At 43.7% G+C, this 19,149-nt stretch carries 12 protein-coding genes and 1 tRNA gene; 7 read left to right on the top strand and 6 right to left on the bottom strand.

Annotated features, from left to right (window positions below; all coding sequences use genetic code 11):
- Positions 1-107: 107 nt before the first annotated feature.
- On the bottom strand, positions 108-827 hold the full coding sequence (locus MIC7126_RS0120145) for a hypothetical protein (protein ID WP_017654961.1): 720 nt from the start codon (positions 825-827) through the stop codon (positions 108-110).
- 394 nt (positions 828-1,221) lie between these two features.
- Here MIC7126_RS0120145 and MIC7126_RS0120140 point away from each other — a divergent pair, with 394 nt between their 5' ends.
- The 6 genes from MIC7126_RS0120140 (at position 1,222) to MIC7126_RS0120115 (ending at position 7,239) form a co-directional block, all read left to right on the top strand.
- Positions 1,222-1,764: a GNAT family N-acetyltransferase gene (locus MIC7126_RS0120140; protein ID WP_017654960.1), complete on the top strand. Its 543-nt coding sequence runs from the start codon at positions 1,222-1,224 to the stop codon at positions 1,762-1,764.
- 321 nt (positions 1,765-2,085) lie between these two features.
- Positions 2,086-2,159: transfer RNA gene (locus MIC7126_RS0120135), tRNA-Pro, on the top strand.
- Positions 2,160-2,816: 657 nt separating this feature from the next.
- A complete protein-coding gene (locus MIC7126_RS0120130; protein ID WP_026100404.1) occupies positions 2,817-3,656 on the top strand; it encodes a Tic22 family protein in 840 nt (279 codons plus the stop codon).
- A gap of 3 nt (positions 3,657-3,659) precedes the next feature.
- A complete protein-coding gene (gene prmC / locus MIC7126_RS0120125) occupies positions 3,660-4,559 on the top strand; it encodes a peptide chain release factor N(5)-glutamine methyltransferase (RefSeq protein WP_017654958.1) in 900 nt (299 codons plus the stop codon).
- A gap of 562 nt (positions 4,560-5,121) precedes the next feature.
- Positions 5,122-5,793 (top strand): DUF1361 domain-containing protein, encoded by a 672-nt coding sequence (locus MIC7126_RS0120120; protein ID WP_017654957.1) that lies wholly within the window; start codon positions 5,122-5,124, stop codon positions 5,791-5,793.
- A 276-nt stretch (positions 5,794-6,069) separates the two neighbouring features.
- Positions 6,070-7,239, top strand: coding sequence for a baeRF7 domain-containing protein (locus tag MIC7126_RS0120115; RefSeq protein ID WP_017654956.1), 1,170 nt, complete (start codon positions 6,070-6,072; stop codon positions 7,237-7,239).
- A 71-nt stretch (positions 7,240-7,310) separates the two neighbouring features.
- On the opposite strand, the gene MIC7126_RS0120110 is transcribed toward MIC7126_RS0120115, so the two are convergent.
- The 3 genes from MIC7126_RS0120110 to MIC7126_RS0120085 form a co-directional block, all read right to left on the bottom strand.
- The gene (locus MIC7126_RS0120110; RefSeq protein WP_017654955.1) at positions 7,311-9,644 is read right to left on the bottom strand and encodes a putative PEP-binding protein; all 2,334 of its coding nucleotides are present in this window, start codon (positions 9,642-9,644) and stop codon (positions 7,311-7,313) included.
- Between the two features lie 202 nt (positions 9,645-9,846).
- Positions 9,847-10,980 (bottom strand): DNA replication/repair protein RecF, encoded by a 1,134-nt coding sequence (recF, locus tag MIC7126_RS0120105; RefSeq protein WP_026100403.1) that lies wholly within the window; start codon positions 10,978-10,980, stop codon positions 9,847-9,849.
- 632 nt (positions 10,981-11,612) lie between these two features.
- Complete coding sequence (locus MIC7126_RS0120085) at positions 11,613-14,471, bottom strand: cation-translocating P-type ATPase (RefSeq protein ID WP_017654951.1); 2,859 nt, start codon at positions 14,469-14,471, stop codon at positions 11,613-11,615.
- A 291-nt stretch (positions 14,472-14,762) separates the two neighbouring features.
- On the opposite strand from MIC7126_RS0120085, the gene MIC7126_RS0120075 reads away from it, so the two are divergent.
- Positions 14,763-16,433, top strand: a complete 1,671-nt coding sequence (locus MIC7126_RS0120075) for a transglutaminase domain-containing protein (RefSeq protein WP_017654950.1) — start codon at positions 14,763-14,765, stop codon at positions 16,431-16,433.
- A gap of 65 nt (positions 16,434-16,498) precedes the next feature.
- Here the strand turns inward: MIC7126_RS0120075 and MIC7126_RS0120070 are convergent, their stop codons facing one another.
- Both MIC7126_RS0120070 and MIC7126_RS0120065 read right to left on the bottom strand, forming a co-directional pair.
- Entirely contained in the window at positions 16,499-17,635 is a 1,137-nt protein-coding gene (locus MIC7126_RS0120070; protein ID WP_017654949.1) for a mechanosensitive ion channel family protein, read from the bottom strand.
- A gap of 18 nt (positions 17,636-17,653) precedes the next feature.
- On the bottom strand, positions 17,654-18,715 hold the full coding sequence (locus MIC7126_RS0120065) for a mechanosensitive ion channel family protein (protein WP_017654948.1): 1,062 nt from the start codon (positions 18,713-18,715) through the stop codon (positions 17,654-17,656).
- Between the last annotated feature and the right edge of the window lie 434 nt (positions 18,716-19,149).

The following is a 19,149-nucleotide window of genomic DNA, read 5'->3' as shown; positions in this document are numbered from 1 at the left end:
TCGTACCCTTAAGGGTGGGTGCGACTAAATACAGTTAGAGATTGGGAATGGGGCCTGGGGAATGGCGAATAATACCTCACCAATGACGAACAACAAATGACCTAAAATCATTTCCCCAACAACCGTTGTCGCACCCCTTCAGCAATTTTGTGTCCCAGATATTCGGGAATGAGACTTTCATTTGGCCCCAATAGATAGAGAATCAGCCGTGTGCGTCCGCGCCATACTAGCAAATTGGCATTGACTACCAGCAGGTCTTCTTGCCAAATGGCGTACATCACCTTGTAAAATAACCCCGGTTGATTATCCGCTTCAATCACTAAAGCAGGAAGATGAAAAACCGGATCAACGTAGAACTCAGTCTGTACCTGCTCCAAGCCAGTATCAAGGTTGAATTCAACAGCGAGCATTTCTTCTACCTCAAACCGTCCCCCCAAAGCTTCCCGAATGGCGCGACAGACATTATCAGCCGTTTTATCAGCCAAGGCTTTACTGCCACGAGACACCAACAATTTGATAAAAACTAACATTGGTGGACGGATCTGTCCATAGAGACTCAGACCGTGGATAGTCAGCCCATAGGCCGCTAAGACACCAAAAATATCGCTGAGGAGAAAAGACTGATTGCGGTAGGCGAAATGCAAAGCACTTTTACTACCTTCGGGTTTGAGCTCGATAACAGCTCGTCTGCTTTTATAGAGACGGTAAGCTAACCGTAAATTTTGCAGTTGAATTTCACTGCTGACGAATTGCTCATAAAACTGGGGAAACGCTCGATTAAAACGCTTTAAGAGTTCCAGTGTCGAAGATTTTAAACCAGAAGCCATCTTTGGTGGTTAGACTCGCTTACTTTTACTTAGTTGGGGGTTAGAGATTAGAGGCTAGTACGCCATGGCGTAAATAAAGCACCCGTCATAAATCTATGGAAGGCTGAATATACAAGTTTATTGGTTTCATACTTCATACTTGAGCCTTTATTCTCTATTCCCACTTTCATATCTTTCCCTGTAAGGGAATTTCTCCTAGCTTGACAACAAAATGCTAAAGTTGAAAGTGATTGGTGTGAAACACACCCTCAAGGGCTTTTGTCATAGATAACTTTGTATACGCTCAATAAATCTGAGTGTGAGAGTTGGAAAATGGCCTGAGTTCACGGGGAATGTGAGTCGCCACTGACAATAGTGGAAACCAATTCAGTTATACTACCCGAACCACGTTGGCATGGGTTTTTGGAAAACTTGGTTTAGTACTTCTGATTCTGCAGCGACAACCAGAACAACTCCCTTTGAGGAAATGAGCACGGAAGTTGCGAGCAGTTCTAGCTCCAACAGTGATAACTCCAATGCTACGCGCATAGTCTTTAGTACAGATCGAGATATCGATCTGTATGAACTAGAAGAACTTTGTGATGCGGTTGGTTGGTCGCGTCGTCCCTTAAGAAAAGTTAAGAAAGCCATTGAGCATAGTTTTCTTGTAGCCACCATGTGGCAAATGCGAGGAAACCACAGACGCCTCATTGGTTTCGCCCGTGCTACCTCAGACCATGCGTTTAATGCGACTATCTGGGATGTGGTGGTTCACCCAGACTTTCAAGGTAAAGGGTTGGGTAAGGCGTTGATGAAATATGTCCTGAAAAAGCTGCGGAGTGAAGAAATTAGTAACGTCACTTTGTTCGCTGACCCCCATGTGGTAGATTTCTACAGGGGTATGGGTTTTATGTCCGATCCAGAAGGTATTAAAGGCATGTTTTGGTATCCTCACTAATTCGGTCGAATATTCACAAAATGCCTGAACACAATCAAAACTAGTTATATTTAAGAGGTTATATTGAATGTAATCTAGTCACTGGGTACTGTCAGTACAAGCACAGGATAGTCTAGATTTAATCCTTCTCCTATGTCAGTATTCTCATAATCTTTACTTGACAAAGTTTGGATAAAGTTGATTTTAATTTGCTTAGTATGCTATATTAGTTTTTGTGCTTTAGTCAGCAATCATGAACTACTATTATCAATTTTGTAGTAGTTGTAAACAAGGTTGCTGTTGGGGATAAAACCCGCTCCAGTGAAAGCAGATTGATAGAGACGGGATGTAGCGCAGCTTGGTAGCGCGCCTGCTTTGGGAGCAGGATGCCGCAGGTTCAAATCCTGTCATCCCGATGTAAAAATGTCAATCAAAAAACCCTAGACCGAGGTGAGTCTGGGGTTTTTTATGTAATTAAAAAAAATAAAAATTTGTCGAGTGGTGATTTTGGTAAATAGATATGCTCTGAAGCTGCATATTTTCCCGGAAAACTTTTATGTGGCTATTGCAGGGTGAGGTTGTCTTTGATCGAATAAAAATTAAAGTTGCTCTTTAAAGGCTAGTAATATTAACGCTGCGTATTTATTCAATTAGCATGAATTTGAGCCGATGTGAAAAGCAAAGTAGTTGGAACGATTAACTATCAATTGCGTCACTGATAGCTAGGAAAATTAATCAAATGGCATTGAACACTTCATTGGTGGAACAAGCTTTTCCCCGCTGGAGAGTAAGAGAGCAGGGGCGTCTACGGAATTTTTTGGTGTGGAGCAATACGAAATTGAGAACAGCATAGCCAAAGACAACACCACAAGCTATGATGCTTCATAAAATTGCATATTTCTCCTTTGAGTCGTTAAAAGCAGTCAGTGCTAAAATTGCACGGATAATGAAAATTTAACAATCACAAACTTTTCACATAGCAAATGGATTGCTATATAACTAAAACAAGTTGGCATTGTACAGATCCAACTGTTTGTCTGACTTAATTAAATTTATTGATGCGAGGAGCAGTCATGAAATCATTGGTTCGCTGGGGCGCGACACTGGGTTTAGTTGGAAGTACTCTGCTGGGAACAGTAGTTGCTGGTAATTTTCCGGTGTTGGCATTGTCAGAACAACAAATCAAAGAAAAATTAGACTCTGTACCCGTTTACTTGATTACTAACGATAAAGGTTTACCCCTGAGTCGCACATTACCGGAAGCTCAAAGCGGTAAAAAAGATGGCGGTTCTGTGACAGGGGTTTATTTGAGTCGTCAAGAAGCTCAGACCTTCATTAATGAACTCCGGAGTGCTAAAGGTAAAGACCCAAAACTGGAAGAAATAGCGAAAAACCTGCAAGTAACTGCTGTACCCTTGGGAGTAATCTATCAACAGTTGCAACAAACCAAGAACCAAGCAAATCGTTTGTTATTTGCTTTCAAACCCGTCGATCAAGAGATTAAAGGGGCGTTGGAGTTGTTGCAACAGAGTGGTCAAAAGGTAGACCAGTTTAAGAGTGTACCTGTTTTTGCCGTCAGATTTGCACCAGATCAGGGTTATGTACCCATTCAAATGACCGCTGATAAACAGCAACTGATTCCGCTGTTTTTGAGTAAGCAAGATGCACAAGGGTTGCTCACTCAGGTGAAGCCAAAGTATCCCAAGGCTGATATTCAAGTTATAGATGTGGACGGAGTGATTAAAACTTTACAAGATAAAAATGATTCATGGTTGAATCAAGTTGTTTTAGTACCGTCTGCGGAGTCTAGAGAATATATCAAGACCTTACCAGCAGATAATAATCCTGCCAAGCCGCCTGCAGTGGCTCCCAACCGGAACAATGCACAGCCTGCGAAGCCCAGACAACGCTAAAGCATGGGGAAACAACAGCCAAAAGTAGTTTCTGGTTTAGAAGTTTGGTGGTGGCGTCATCGAGCAATTGAGGCGGCGATCGCTACTGATGTATCCTCAGCGGAGGTAGACTGGCTACTAATGGAAGTAGCAGGTTTAGACCGCTTGGCGCTGCGTTTGGAATCTTTCAAAGATTGGCCGCAGATGCAGCTACAGTTATCTTTAGAAGATTTAGAGCATCTGTGGCAACAAAGATTACACAAGCGCTTACCAGTGCAGTATATCGCGGGTGTAACGCCTTGGCGACAGTTTAAAATTGCTGTGTCCAGTGCAGTTTTGATTCCCAGACCAGAAACAGAATGCTTGATTGATTTGGCTGTAGAAGCAGCGGTTAATTTACAACCGCTACACTGGGCGGATTTGGGGACTGGTAGTGGGGCGATCGCTCTGGGACTAGCAAATGCTTTTCCAGAATCCACAATTCATGCTGTTGATTGCAGTGTAGAAGCTTTGGCGATCGCCCAGACAAACGCCCGTAATTTAAATCTGGCTGACCACATACAATTTTATCAAGGCTCTTGGTGGGAGCCGCTAGCAGCCCTCAAAGGTCAGTTTAGCGGTATGGTATCTAACCCACCTTACATTCCCACCGCTACCTTGTCTACCCTGCAACCAGAAGTATTTCACCATGAACCACATTTAGCTCTGGATGGTGGTAGTGATGGTTTAGATGACATTCGTCATTTAATTGCAGTCTCCCCCGCTTATTTGCGTCCTGGTGGTGTGTGGCTGATTGAGATGATGGCGGGACAAGCAGAAACAGTGCGGGAATTGTTGCAGAATCAAGGTAGTTATGACAACATTCAAATTTGCACTGATTTAGCTGGAATTGAGCGCTTTGCTGTTGCTTATGTGGCATCTTAGGGAATATACACAGCTTCCTGTGTATAGAATAAATTAAAAAACATCATCTCTCTACTGGTTTATTTGCAGCCGTCATCTTCAAGAATACTTGTATACAAAAGCAGCCTGTTTATACAGGCTTTTTTTGATCTAGGTTCAGGCTCGTTTTTGTGTGGAGCTGCGGTAAATAATAAATTTTTTTTAACGCAGCGAAAAGTTGCGTGCGGTGAACCACTTGCGGTGGACGGGTTTCCCGGCATAAGCAAAGTGGTGAATCCGAAGGGGGGTTCCCCCCGTTGAGCAAACTTTTCAAGACAGAGGTACGCTGAGGTAAGCGCTAAGGTACGCTGAGGTTTTTGAAGATAATTCGCTATTTATTCAAATAATTTCGGGAATTTGATTAGGAAATTGTGATTTCATGATTGTAGCCAGGAGAGAGGTAACGTTAGTCAGGGCAAATTATACTGAAGTTCTCTATGCGCTGCGATGGATTCGCCTAGGCTAATTTTGTAGCTATATTTGTGTCAATTAGTTTCAGCAGCACAAATCCACTTTAATTACTACGTATTGCGAGTCAGCACTGATGAAAGCAGAATTTATTGAATTGATCGCCACAGTGATACAGGTTTTGCGAATTAATATAAATTGGATGACTTGGAATTTATTTCTAGCTTTTATACCTTTAGCTTTAGGTGTTTGGCTATTTCGTAACGGACGGGGCCGCTCTTGGGTTTGGTGGTTAGGATTTATAGTTTTTTATGCTTTTTTACCAAATGCACCTTATTTATTAACTGATGTGATTCATTTGATAGATGATATCCGCACTATTCAGTCGGTGTGGATGATTACATTAGTGCTGATTCCTGTCTATTTGCTAGTGATTATGGCGGGATTTGAGGCTTATGTTATTTCTTTAATTAATTTAGGTTACTACTTACACCGCATTGGTAAGAGTCACTGGATTTTGCGGGCTGAGTTGATTACCCATGCTTTGTCTGCGGTGGGTATTTATTGGGGGCGATTTTTGCGTTTTAATAGTTGGGATTTTGTGACGCAACCAGATGAACTTTTGACTAGAGGTGTGGAAGAAATTCTTGGTAAGCAGCCTTTGGTAATTATCGCTATTACGTTTGTGGTGCTGAGCGGTTTGCATTTAATTATGAAACGAGTAACCTTGGGTTTTTTTAGACAGCCACACAACGGTATGAATATTGCGTCAAGAACAATTAATAGAAATACTCCCAAAGCAGGTTAAATGAAGGATTTTTGCTAGGATTACTGTTAATGTGATTTGGAAGAATGAAAAAGGCTCACGTTAACAATCGTTTTAACTTTGGTAAGTAGTTTTTAAAAACTTGCTAACTTAAGAATAATTATAACCTCAACCCGTCTGTGTCTCCATCTCCAAAAAGTGGTACACAGACGGTATTTTTTTTGTCAAAAGAAAGATGACGGTTGACAATTAATGATGTGAAATAAATGTATTGAAACTATATAGAGCCTAAGTTATTCAATTTTAATTGATTTGGTTATGGCGATGCTATCTATCAATGAACTTAAAACTTTAGTAGAAAATCCCCAAAGTCCTTGTGTTTCACTATATATGCCCATGCAGAAAGCTGGGACTGAGATTCGACAAAACCCAATTCGCTTTAAGAATTTAATCCGTGAGGCGGAACAACGTTTGGATGATTTGGGGATGCGTCATGCTCAGGTGGTAGATTTTCTTGAACCAGCGAGAGAACTTGATAGTAATAATTTTTGGGAACATCAAGACCACGGTTTAGTAATTTTCGTTTCTCCTAATGTGTTTCGGTACTATTGTTTACCAATGGAGTTTACAGAATTAGTAGTTGTAAGTAATCAATTCCATCTCAAGCCGTTGTTGCATCTCATCCAAAATGATGGACAATTTTATGTTTTAGCACTGAGTCAAAAGGATGTGAAATTTTTTGAGGGAACACGCTATGACATTAATCAGGTGGAGATAGAAAATCTGCCTAAAAGTATGGCAGATGTTCTTCAGGAAGACGATATCCAAAAAGGAGTACAACACCGGATAGCTACGTCTCAAGGAGGTACGGGAAATTCTTTTCAACAACCTGGTCAATTTCATGGACAGGGAAGTCCAGATCGAGATAAACGTCAAGAGGATATTCTGCAATTTTGTCACGCTGTGAATGGGGCTTTGCATGAAAAATTGCGCGAGCAAACAGTACCTTTGGTACTGGCTGGTGTTGAGTATCTATTCCCGATTTACCGAGAAGCAAATACTTATTCTTATTTAACAGCAGAAGGGATTAGTGGTAATCCCGAAGTTATTCAGCCACAAGCATTACAAGAGCAGGCTTGGCAGATTGTAGAGCCATTGTTTCATCAGTCGGAGCAAGATGCGATCGCACTTTATCAACAACTAGCTGGAGAAGATACCGGCAAAGCTGTTAGTGATGTCAAAGAGATAATTAATGCTGCTTATTATCAAAGGATTGATGCTCTATTTGTAGCTGTTGGACAACAAATTTGGGGTAAATTTCATGTCGATACAATGAGCCTAGATTTGCACTCAGAACCGGAGCCTGATGATGAAGATATGTTAGATTTTGCGGCAATTCATACGCTTTTAAATGGTGGTACAGTTTATGCTCTGCAGCCAGAAGAAATGCCGAATCAAGTATTAACGGCAGCTATTTTCAGGTATTAGACTAGAAAATAGGATATTGGATTTAGAAAAAATATATGGCGTTTCTCGTTTTAGTGAGGTAATTTCAGACTTCAGACTTCAGCCTTTAGTTGACGACGAGCTGCGGCGAGGATGAAGCGTTGTTCAGCACGGGCGATCGCTTGATATGTGCGTTCTACTGCTTCTGGTTCTACGGAAATTGCCGTGATGCCCCATTGTATCAAGCGATCAATAATTTCGGGATAGATTGCTGGTGCTTGTCCGCAGATTGAACAAGGAATACCAGCGGTCTGCGACATTTGGATGAGCTGGGCGATCGCACTCATTACTGCTGGGTGAAGTTCATTAAACACTCTTGCTAGTTGTCTTTGCTCTCGATCTACTCCAAGCAAGAGTTGCGTTAGATCATTGGTGCCAATGGCAATTCCCTGTACACCAGCTTTAACATATTCTGGTAACAAAAATAGCACGCTGGGGACTTCTGCCATGATCCACAGTTGAAACTGGGGTATTTGAGTTAAACCTGCTTGCTGGACTTTGTGGCGACAAACACTAAACTCTTCTACACTACGGACAAAGGGTAGCAATAAATTGACGTTACTATAGCCTGCAGTTTGTACTGATGCTAAAGCAGCCAATTCCAAATCAAAGACTGCGGGATTGAGGATGTATTCAAATGCGCCGCGTTCACCCAATAACGCTGGAGACAAAGAACGGTGATGAGTTAGTGATGGTAATTCGGGCGATCGCCAATCTAAGGAACGATAAAAAACTGGTTTTGGTGCGAAAGCGCGAGCAAATTCCCTAATTGTACTCGCCCAGCGCTCCAATAATTCTGCTTCTCGCCCATTAGTTAACCAACTCTGGGGATGTTGTCCTTCTAGTATTGTTAGCATCATTAATTCTGAGCGTAACAATCCTACACCATCTACAGGTAAGCTTTGCGCTGACTCAATTAAACTCGGCTGGCTGAGGTTCACTAGTAGCTGGGTAGCAATCATGGGTTGGGGGGATGGGTGAGTAGGCGCATTTCGTGGTTGATTTGCTGCTGCTTTTACTTTCTCACTCTCTCCCCCATTTTCTTGATCTATGCGGACGCGATAAACTTCGCCGCGATCGCCATCTACTAGTAATCTTTCGCCGATTTGAATCAAGGCTGTAACATCGGTAGCACTAACTACAGCTGGAATACTTAATTCTCTAGCGAGAATTGCTGCGTGGCTAGTTAAACCTCCTTGCTCGGTGATAATTCCCGCAATTTTTTGTAAAAAAGGCAACCATTCAGGAGCGATCGCTTTAGCGACTAAAATCACTCCGTGGGGTATTTGCTCTGGTTGGTGTAAAGAATTAGCAATCACATAAGCATTGGCTGTTACCCGTCCCCTAGCTGCTCCTAGTCCTTTGATAATTTGGGCATTGGGAATTGCTAATTGCGGGATAATCACTTGTGTAATTGTCAGCTTGGGGATGGCTTGAGAAATAGTCCATTCGATGGTAAATTCCTTACCTAATTCACTCAAGAGTTGATTCCCCAAAACAATAATTTGCTGCAGGTGTTCTCTTTGCAGAGCGTATTGTTTTTGGTGGGTTTCCTCTAGCAGGTAAGCAGTTAGACAGGTATGGTCTACTGTCAACATCGATTGAGCAATCGGTGAAAGATGCGCTACAGATGCTGATTCTTCAACACGATAAGCCAAGATTTTATTACCAAGTTGCTGCTCTAATATAGTCCCAGTTTCTCGATGGACATAGTAGACATCTGGTAAAACTTCGCCATGAGCGATCGCCATTCCCAATCCCCAAGTAGCCTCAATTTCCCAACCAGAGGAATTAGCGTGTAATCGGCCACTAGCGATCGCATTTTCCACAGGTTGAATTAACACCGCTAAATTAACTTGTTGGAGATTAATTCCGGCTTGTTGCCAATATAGTAGACTTCTGGCGCGGAATAGCTGACTCCAAAGGCGCTTTAAACCCAGAGCGATCGCCTCTTCTTCACAAAAGCAAAATACCGACTCTAGCAATCCCGAAATATTTCTTACTGGCTGTGTAGCATTAGGTACTATCAATGTGGGGCGGAAAATTAAACACCCGGTTTCCCATTGTCTAGTCGTCTCCAGCACCGCACTTACCCATGACGACGGAACATCAGCGCTGATAATTTCTTGACGCAAGCGACCAGCTACCTGCTGGAGTTGACGCCAATTAGTCACATCCAAGTGCAGAGAAGAATCAGGTAAATCAGCCACCAAAGACTCCGAACTATTGAGAGTCTCTAAAAATTGTCGCAAAACATCTGCACCAACTACAAAACCTGGGATCACCGGATAGCCAAGCTGCATGATTCTACCCAGGTAAAACGCTTTATCACCGATTTGGCTGCGGTCTTGGAGTGTAATTTGATTGAGCCAGTAGAGTTTATCCACTCAATTTGCGATCGCCAGTGCTTTGTATTCTTATTTATCTTCCCTCTTATTCCATCATTTTGATGAAAATAGGGGTTAGGGATGAGAGACTAATGGTTTGTCGCCAAGTTTTGATATGTTTGTAGTCAGCACAAAGCGTGCTTTTATATTTGAGGACTAAAGTCCTCACTACAAACACAGAGGATGGGGTTTCCCATTGCTTTTAATAAAAAGCGTTTGCTAATGCTATCTCCCCTGACTTGACTGTGAAAATTTGGGAAGATTTCAACCACTGAGCATCAAAGGAACCCAAGTGAGTTGTAGTGATTAAAGTTTGAAATCGGTCTTGGATAGCGTCAAGTAATTGATTTTGTCGAGATGGGTCTAATTCTGCTAAAACGTCATCTAGTAACAACAATGGCGGTTCGCCCACCACTTCTTCTATCAGTTGTAACTCGGCTAATTTTAAGGCTAATACTAAAGTGCGTTGCTGACCTTGAGAACCGTATTGACGTGCGGGTGTGTGGTTAATTGACAATTCCACCTCATCACGATGGGGGCCGACAAGAGTTGTACCTTGGCGTAATTCGGCTATTCCCCGCTGCTGAATCTTGGTTAAAAAAGCTGCTTGTATTTCTTCTGGTTGATTTTGCTCCAGAGGCACATTTGGTGCATATTTAACCTGAAGATTTTCCGTACTGCCACTAATGCTAGCGTGCCAAGCTGTAGCGATGGGGGCTAGTCGTTGGAGGGCGCGATCGCGTCTTCTAATTACTCGCGTTCCGGTAGCAGCTAACTGTGCGTCCCATAAAGCCAGTTCCGATTGTGTGGAGGTTGCAGATAAAGTTTCAAAATTTTTTTTTAAAAAAGCGTTGCGCTGGCGCAGTACCTGATTATACTGCTGCAAAATATGAGCATACACAGGCTCTAGTTGAATTAACAGCGTATCTAACCAGTGACGACGACCTTCAGGGCCCCCGCGCACCAAATCCAAATCCAGACTAGAAAACTGCACTGCATTCAGCATACCGAGGAAGTCGATTTGACGCCGCATTGATTCACCATTGAGGGCGACAGTGCGACGGCCATGACGACGAAAAGTCAAAGTCAACTCACTGATACCAGCTTCCCGCTCCAAGGTGGCGTGAATCTGGGCGATCGCTTCCCCATCTTCCACCAAATCGCGATCGCGTGCCATCCGATGCGATCGCAATGTCGCTAACAACTCCACCGCTTCCAATAAATTCGACTTTCCCTGAGCATTATTCCCCACCAAAATCGTTTTAGCAGCAGCAAAATCGACCTTCTGGTCCTTGTAATTGCGAAAATGTCGGAGGTGAATATTTTTCAGGTACATGCTGGGGAGGTGTGGGAGGTGTGGGAGGTGGGGAGGTGGGGAGGTGGGGAGGTGGGGAGGTGGGGAGGTGGGGAGATGGGGAGATGGGGAGGTGGGGAGGTGGGGAGATGGGGAGGTGGGGAGATGGGGAGGTGGGGAGGTGGGGAGGTGGGGAGATGGGGAGGTGGGGAGGTGGGGAGGTGGGGAGGTGGGGAGATGGGGAGATGGGGAGGTGGGGAGATGGGGAGATGGGGAGGTGGGGAGGTGGGGAGATGGGGAGGTGGGGAGGTGGGGAGTGTTGAGGTTCAAAGGCTGACGCTTGAGGTTCAAAGGCTGACGCTTGAGGTTCAAAGGCTGACACTTGAGGTTCAAAGGCTGACGCTTGAGGTTCAAAGGCTCACACTTGAGGTTCAAAGGCTGACGCTTGAGGTTCAAAGGCTGACGCTTGAGGTTCAAAGGCTGACGCTTGAGGTTCAAAGGCTGACGCTTGAGGCTCAAAGGCTCACACTTTAATCACCCCATGCCCCCATCACCCCATGCCCCCATCCCCCCATCCCCCCATCACCCCATCCCCCCATCACCCCATCACCCCATCCCCCCATCACCCCATCACCCCATCCCCCCATCACCCCACCCCCCATCTTTCCACGCCATCACACAGTCTTCTTGCCCATAAAACGGAAGTAAAGTTTCTCCAATTCCACCCAAACAAACATCAAAGCACTGAAGCCGATACAAATTCCCAATTCTTCTGGACTCAACCAGTGAGTGCCGAAGAAAGCGCGCAGGGGTGCGACGTAAACTAGCATCAGTTGCAAAATTGTGGTGACGACCACCGCCCACAGTACATAGGGGTTAGATAAAGGATTCATCTCGATGGTCAATTGATTATTAGAGCGAATAGCGATCGCATGACCCATCTGAGCAATACACAGGGTTGTGAATACCATTGTCTTCCAAGCATCGGGATTTCCTTGATAGCCGGCGGCGTGGGTGTGGTTGTAAGCCCAGGCCATTAAAGCAATGGAAATGATTGCAAACACGATACCAATGCGAATCATGTAAGCACCCAAGCCGCGAGCGAAAATACTTTCGCGGGGACTGAAGGGGGGGCGCTTCATCACGTCTGGTTCTGGAGGTTCCACAGCCAAGGCTAGGGCGGGTAAACCGTCTGTGACTAAGTTCATCCAGAGAATTTGCAGGGGACTGAGGGGAACGCCTCCCAAGCCAATTAAGGGTGCGGCGGCGATGGTTAATACTTCGCCGATGTTACTACCGAGGATGTATTTAATAAAACGACGAATGTTAGTGTAAACAACTCTACCTTCCTTGGTAGCAGCAACAATTGTGGCAAAGTTGTCATCTAGCAGTACCATGTCACTGGCTTCTTTGCTGACATCTGTACCTGTGATGCCCATAGCGATACCGATGTCGGCTTGTTTGAGGGCGGGAGCATCATTCACCCCATCACCCGTCATAGCGACGAATCTACCCCGGCGTTGCAGTGCTTGCACAATTCGCAGTTTGTGTTCGGGGGCGACTCTAGCATAAATACTCACTAAGTCAACTTGTTGCTCTAATTCCTGGTCACTCATCCGCTGCAACTCTTGACCTGTGAGGGCGCGGGCGTCTTTTTCGGCAATGCCTAAATCAGTGGCGATCGCTCTGGCGGTTAATTGGTGGTCGCCTGTGATCATCACTGGGCGAATTCCCGCTTCTCGACATTCTTGGACGGCGGTTTTCACCTCTGGGCGGGGTGCGTCTAACATTCCTACCAAGCCTAACCACACCAAGTCATTTTCGGAGGTTTCCTCTGACCCTTCCGGGGGAACTTCTAATAAGGGCTTGTAGGCAAATCCCAACACCCGCAACCCTCTACCAGCCATGATGTCGTTTTGGGCTTGAATTTGCTGGCGTTGTTCTGGTGTCAAAGGTTCAGTGCGATCGCCTAAATAAATTTGTGTGCAGCGCGCCAAGGTTAATTCTGGGGAACCTTTGGTGAACATTAAATAATTTTCTGATTTGAGCAGATTAGCGATCGCTGGGTCAACATCTGCAATGGGTGATGTACTTGATACTACTTGCTCAACTGCGGAAATTACGCTCATCCGCTTGCGTTCTGAAGAGAAGGGAAACTCGGCGACTCTGGGTAATTTACTACTCCACTGGTCTTTTTCAATTCCCGCTTTCCCTGCCAAGGTGATTAATGCTCCTTCGGTGGGGTCGCCTAAAATCACCCATTCGCCTTTTTCTTTTTGCAACACGGAATCATTACAAACGGCGCAAGCGACGAGTAGAGGGGTGATTTCTGGATAATCATCTGCAGTGACTTTGCGTCCATCCAGTTGAAAATCACCTACGGGAGCGTAACCCTCTCCAGTGACACGGAACGAGTGATTATTGGTATAAGCTGACTGCACGACCATTTTATTTTGCGTCAGCGTCCCAGTTTTATCAGAGCAGATGGTGGTGACAGATCCCAAGGTTTCCACCGCTGGCAGTTTGCGGATCAAAGCATTTTGACGTACCATGCGCTGAGTGCCCAGAGCCAAAGTTACGGTGATTACCGCTGGTAAACCTTCGGGAACCACAGCCACCGCCATACTCAAAGAAACTTCTAAAAGTTCTTGTAAGTTACTGAAACCCCTGGCTTGGATGATACCGCCAACCACGACGATCGCCACCAAAACTAAGGAACCCGTCACCAGGGTGTTACCCAGTTGAGTCATCCGCCGCTGGAGGGGCGTTGGTTCACTTTCCACCGCCTGTAACATGGCGGCGATTTTCCCTAGTTCTGTTTTCATCCCGGTTTTAGACACCAGGACTTTAGCCCTTCCTTGGACAACTTCAGTTCCCTGGAAGACTAAATTAATGCGATCGCCTAAATCTGTTTCTTCTGGGAGGACGAGCGTTGCTTGTTTATTGACTGCTTCCGCTTCACCAGTCAGCGCCGACTCCCGCACTTGTAAATTTGCTTGTTCAATCAACCGTCCGTCTGCAGCTATTTGTACGCCTGCTTCCAGCAGCATCACATCTCCTGGGACTAATTCTTTGGCTGCGACATCTACCAGTCTGCCGTTGCGAATTACTCGCACTAGAGGCGATGCTAATTTTTTCAGGGCGGCTAGAGCCTGTTCGGCGCGGCTTTCTTGCACATAACCAAGAATGCCGTTAAGGATGACAATTGCCATAATAGCGATCGTGTCTTTGAATGGCACCTCGCCCGGCTTTAAAGTACCCCCTTGCCAAGCAATCAAGTCTAAGATCCCGGAAATCAAAGCCACGCCGATCAGCATCAACAGCATGATATTTTTGAACTGATCTAGCAGGATTTCCCAAGTGCTGCGACCGCCAGTTTCTTGGAGTTCATTGGGGCCGTATTTTTGCGATCGCTGTTCAACTTCTTGGGGCGTCAAGCCACTGTCTGCATTACTATCCAGCAGGTCTAGCGCTTTATTAACTTCCAAACTATGCCAAACGGCAGCATCTTCAGGCAGAGAATTAGCAGACATCGTGTATGTCACAGGAAATGGTTACAAAATTTGATCATAATTTAGTGATGGTCGGAAAACCATCAACTAAAGTTACATTAGATGTATTGCCAAACTGGATGATTATTAGGTGTGATTCCTGAATGTTGGCAATTTTTATCTCTGGTTTTTCTATGTATTATTGCTTAAAAGCTAGTTTTAGTTCTGACAAAGTATTATTAATTGTCAGTAAAATAATTTGCCAATTTGGTAACACTACCATTACCACAATCTCTCCTAGGCGTGCTAAACGGTTATATGAATATGCTTAATATGAGTTTTGTACTCCCCAGTATGACCGTTAGTCAGATGTTAGGGCAAAAAACAATTCGACCGCTTAGTGCTGCCGCTTTGGGTGGCATTGCTTTCATTAAAGATACACTCATTGGGATTGATACTGCTAAAGGGCATCTGTTGGAGATTGATCCTAGCTCTGACAATAGCAAAATTCTTAACCCCCACCAAGTCCGGGAATTTAGTGAGGTGACGGGTTTGGCAGTATGGGAAGATACCCTGTGGGTGACTCGTGGTAACAGTGTTTATTTGTGCAAGCTGGCTTCATTGGGCTTAGAGCATTTTGCCACATTGCCATATCCTGCTGATGGTGTTGCTGTGTGGGAATCGACTGTCTATGTTAGCTGTCAGCGGCTAGGTTCAATTCTCGTGTTTGACGGCGATACCCGCAAAGAAATTACTAGATTTTATGCTCCTGGGGTGGGTGTGGAAAATTTGGTAGTTAGTCAAGAAACTTTATGGGTGTGCGATCGCACTGAGCAAACCGTCTATTCTTTAGACAGAGCTACAGGCGAAATTCAATTTACTATCCTCACACCCTTTGCATCACCCACAGGCATCGCCATTCACCGAGATAGCGAATCAGGTCAGGAAAATCTTTACATTGCCTATGCGGATGAGGAGCCTTATATCCGGGATAATCCCAATGCCGACCCCAATCATGAATTAACTTACCGCGATCGCACTTTTATTCACCCTCTGCATTACCATTACCAGCCAGATCAGCGCTACGCCCTCTCTAACGGCTATCTGATTGAAATGTCTTATGCTGAGGAAATCTCGCCCCTAGAAGAGGTATACTTACCAGAATTAGAATGGCGCATCGCCTTGCCATCAGACACTGAACGCCAAAAGTTGAAGCATGTAGAAGCGATCGGTGTACCCTTCACAGAAGAAGTGATTGACGGGCAAAGAGTCGCCGTTTTTAAATTTGATGCCCTAACCCCAGGGGAAAGACACATATTTGGTTGGAAAGCTCTTTTAGAAGTGCGGGGAATTAAGTATCGTATCACACCTAGAGATGTCGAGGATATTACTGAAATTCCAGCGGAATTGCAAGCGCGTTACCTCGTGGATGATGATGATTTAGCAATGGACTCTACCATAGTCCGCCGCGCTGCCCGTGACGCCATTGGTTCAGAAACTAACCTCTTGCGGAAAATGTACAGCATCCGCAACTATGTTTACGACGAATTATCCTACGGTATTAAACCTTACATCGACACACCCGATGTGGTTTTAGAACGGGGTGTAGGTTCCTGTGGTGAGTACGTGGGCGTTTTACTAGCATTATGCCGCCTCAACGGTATTCCTTGCCGCACTGTCGGTAGATACAAATGTCCTCAACATGGCGAACTCCACGGCGTTCCTTTGCAACCAGACTTCAACCACGTTTGGCTAGAGTTCTATATCCCTGGTTTCGGCTGGCTACCAATGGAATCGAATCCTGATGATGTGGGAGAGGATGGCCCTTATCCCACACGCTTTTTTATGGGTTTATGCTGGTATCACATTGAGATTGGTAAAGGTATCACTTTTGAAACCGTCACCAGTCAAGGTGCTCGCCTCACCAAAGAAGATATAGCGATCGGTGATTTAGCAATTAACCATATTCGTTTTACAATTCTTAAAGAATTGCCGCCATTTTGAGTTTTGCTTCGGGAAGGGGGGACTAGTTTCCCCTGCTTCCGTATCCTGTATTGAGTTACTAATAACTAAATTGGTACAGGAGATTCCAGGTAAATAGTTGGTTCTTGCATGGTAAATTCAATGCCATAAACCTGAAGTTTTTCCAAGATAGATTGATTAGCTATCTCTAATAAACGCTTGCGGAATTCCATCGAATTTTCATTTGAGCCTAAGATAAAGAAACTCACCCTAGCGCGAACTCCTTTGAGATTATCTCCGTAGGGAAATAAACTAATCTTTGTACTGTTGGGATCTATACCAAACAATGAGTTGGTACTTTCCTTAATAACTTTTTCCAACAAAGCTTGTTCAGATTTTTCTAACTGGCGAGCGAAATCAAGATATAGTAAGACCATCACCTTTTTTCCGCGCGTGATATTTTCGATATCTGCTTCTGCCATCACTGAGTTAGGCACAACGACGAGAGTACTTTTAGCTAGTGTTCGTAGCTTCGTTGAACGTAGACCAATAGACTCTACTCGTGCAAATAAAACTCCTTGCGAACTTAAACTAACGCGAATATATTCTCCCGGAATATAAGGACGATCTAGATAGATAACAACAGTGCCAAAAATCTGTTCTAAAGTTTTTTGAGACGCAAAAGCAACTGCTATACCGCCAATTCCTAAACCAGCTATTAAACCAATCAAATTAATGTTTTGGCTTTGGGCAAACGCTACAGCCACCACAAATCCAATGATAACATTAGCAATGGTTTCAAAAACAAGGATTAACTCGTCAATTTCAAAACCCAGTTTACGGATCATATCAATTCCATAAACTCGGACGAAATTCCGAAATAATCCTGAAATTAATACACCCAAACTGATAGCTATGGCTAGGTCAGAGAAAAATCTCAAGAAACGGTAAAATCCCGTATACTGTTGAATCAGATTTAGACAAACTCCCACAAGGATGAACGTTGCTACTATTCCTATTATTCTGTCAAGGCGATTTGTTAAATTTTCATAAACTCTGAAAACTATTTCCGGTGAAAATCTTTTAACAATTGTATTCAGAAAGGGAGGAAATGATTTTCCCACCACATAAGCTACGAAAATAAACAGTAGAAAAATTGAAAGTTGAATACCAATTGTTATCAGCAGTCTTTGCGTCGATTCGTCAAATAAAAGCAAAGGTTTTATGTTCGTTAAAGTTTGCATTTCAGCCCGATAATTAAGTTAGATAGTAATAGGTGCATCAACGTCAACTGGTCTTTCTTCCATATCGAAAGCAATACCATACTCTTTTAACCGCAAGCTTATGCTTTGTTTAGCTATATCTAGTAACTGGCGGCGCATTTCCATTGACATCTCACCAGAACCAAGAATGAAAAAGTTTATTTGCGCCTGAGTGACATTAGCTCCTCTTTTTTGGCTAATCTCTGGACTAATTTCTTGAGGTGTTATGTCTGAATTGCGAGATGCAACCAGAAGATTCATTCCGCCGTTGCGGGGAACATCTTTAAAGATCACATCTGTATTTCGTGAGTCGATACCAAAAATTTCTTTGGTGCTTTCTAAAATGACTTGACTAATTAATGCTCTCTCATCTTCGAGTATCTGTTTGTAGAAAGTTAAATAAACCAAAGAAACTACTTTTCTGGCTCCTGTGAAGTTCTCGATACTCATGCTGGTTAAAGAACTGTTGGGAACTATAGTTAAGGTTCCCTTACCAGAATTACGAATCTTTGTAGAACGCAATCCCACTGACTCGACCCTACCAAATGTGCCATCGGGCAAACTGATATAGTCATCAATGACAAAAGGCCTATCAATATAGAGAATGATTCCACCTATCAATTGCTGCAAAGTCTCTTGTGCTGCGAAAGCTACCGCTAATCCACCAATTCCTAAGCTGGTTGTTAGTCCCAAGACATTGATATGGTGTGTTTGAGCAAAAATAAAGAAGATAATCAGAAAAATGACTACATCAGCTATGAGATTAACAACTATCAGTAACTCACTGTTAATTCTGCGGCTGAGAGCATTTTCTTGTAAGTAGGTTGCATAGAACTTCTCGAATAAGCGAGAACTCAACCACCCTGTTGCAATAGCCACTAACACCGCCAGGACAAATTCTACATAGTTCAGCCAATTAGGTTTAGGAATTAGTAATAAAGTCAAGTCAACTAAGACTAGGACAACATTTAAAACCAAAAAATTTTGGTAAGAGGAAATAGCTGTGCTAAATGTTCTTCTACCTTCAGCAGATAAAAAGCGAGTTGTGATCAATTCAATCATTTTTTTCAGCGCGAACACTAGAACAAATAAGGCAGCAGAAAACGTTACCGCTACACCTACAGTAGAGGTAATGACGACTAGAGGCAGCAGGTTACCTCCAATCGTTTGTGAGATAAAGTTGCTCTCCAAGATATTTAAAATTTAGACTAAACTTCTTAACGTATAAAATACCATAAAACAGTAAAGTATACACCTATTTTTTAAGAGCAAGAAATCATACTTTATGCTCTGAGATAATTAAAGAATTTCTTTAGCTTGTGGTCTTTCTCGACTCAGGGTTTAGGGCAGATTTTGCTTAGTTATATAGCGTTTTGACTACAAACGATTTTCAACAACAGCATTAATTTGTCGCATTAGTCTTGTTCAGTAGTCAAATCCATATTTTTATATATTTTCAGTTACGTAAACTGTTTTATTTGTCAAGTTATCTGTAT

Source organism: Fortiea contorta PCC 7126, from assembly GCF_000332295.1.
Lineage (GTDB): Bacteria > Cyanobacteriota > Cyanobacteriia > Cyanobacteriales > Nostocaceae > Fortiea > Fortiea contorta.
Note: the sequence above shows the minus strand (reverse complement) of the source record. Positions and strands in the feature narration are given on the sequence as shown.

Coding starts and splice junctions, on each gene's coding strand:
- MIC7126_RS0120145 (WP_017654961.1), bottom strand. CDS start 827: ATGGCTTCTGGTTTAAAATCTTCGACACTGGAACTCTTAAAGCGTTTT.
- MIC7126_RS0120140 (WP_017654960.1), top strand. CDS start 1,222: ATGGGTTTTTGGAAAACTTGGTTTAGTACTTCTGATTCTGCAGCGACA.
- MIC7126_RS0120130 (WP_026100404.1), top strand. CDS start 2,817: ATGAAATCATTGGTTCGCTGGGGCGCGACACTGGGTTTAGTTGGAAGT.
- prmC (WP_017654958.1), top strand. CDS start 3,660: ATGGGGAAACAACAGCCAAAAGTAGTTTCTGGTTTAGAAGTTTGGTGG.
- MIC7126_RS0120120 (WP_017654957.1), top strand. CDS start 5,122: ATGAAAGCAGAATTTATTGAATTGATCGCCACAGTGATACAGGTTTTG.
- MIC7126_RS0120115 (WP_017654956.1), top strand. CDS start 6,070: ATGGCGATGCTATCTATCAATGAACTTAAAACTTTAGTAGAAAATCCC.
- recF (WP_026100403.1), bottom strand. CDS start 10,980: ATGTACCTGAAAAATATTCACCTCCGACATTTTCGCAATTACAAGGAC.
- MIC7126_RS0120085 (WP_017654951.1), bottom strand. CDS start 14,471: ATGTCTGCTAATTCTCTGCCTGAAGATGCTGCCGTTTGGCATAGTTTG.
- MIC7126_RS0120075 (WP_017654950.1), top strand. CDS start 14,763: ATGAGTTTTGTACTCCCCAGTATGACCGTTAGTCAGATGTTAGGGCAA.
- MIC7126_RS0120070 (WP_017654949.1), bottom strand. CDS start 17,635: ATGCAAACTTTAACGAACATAAAACCTTTGCTTTTATTTGACGAATCG.
- MIC7126_RS0120065 (WP_017654948.1), bottom strand. CDS start 18,715: ATGATTGAATTGATCACAACTCGCTTTTTATCTGCTGAAGGTAGAAGA.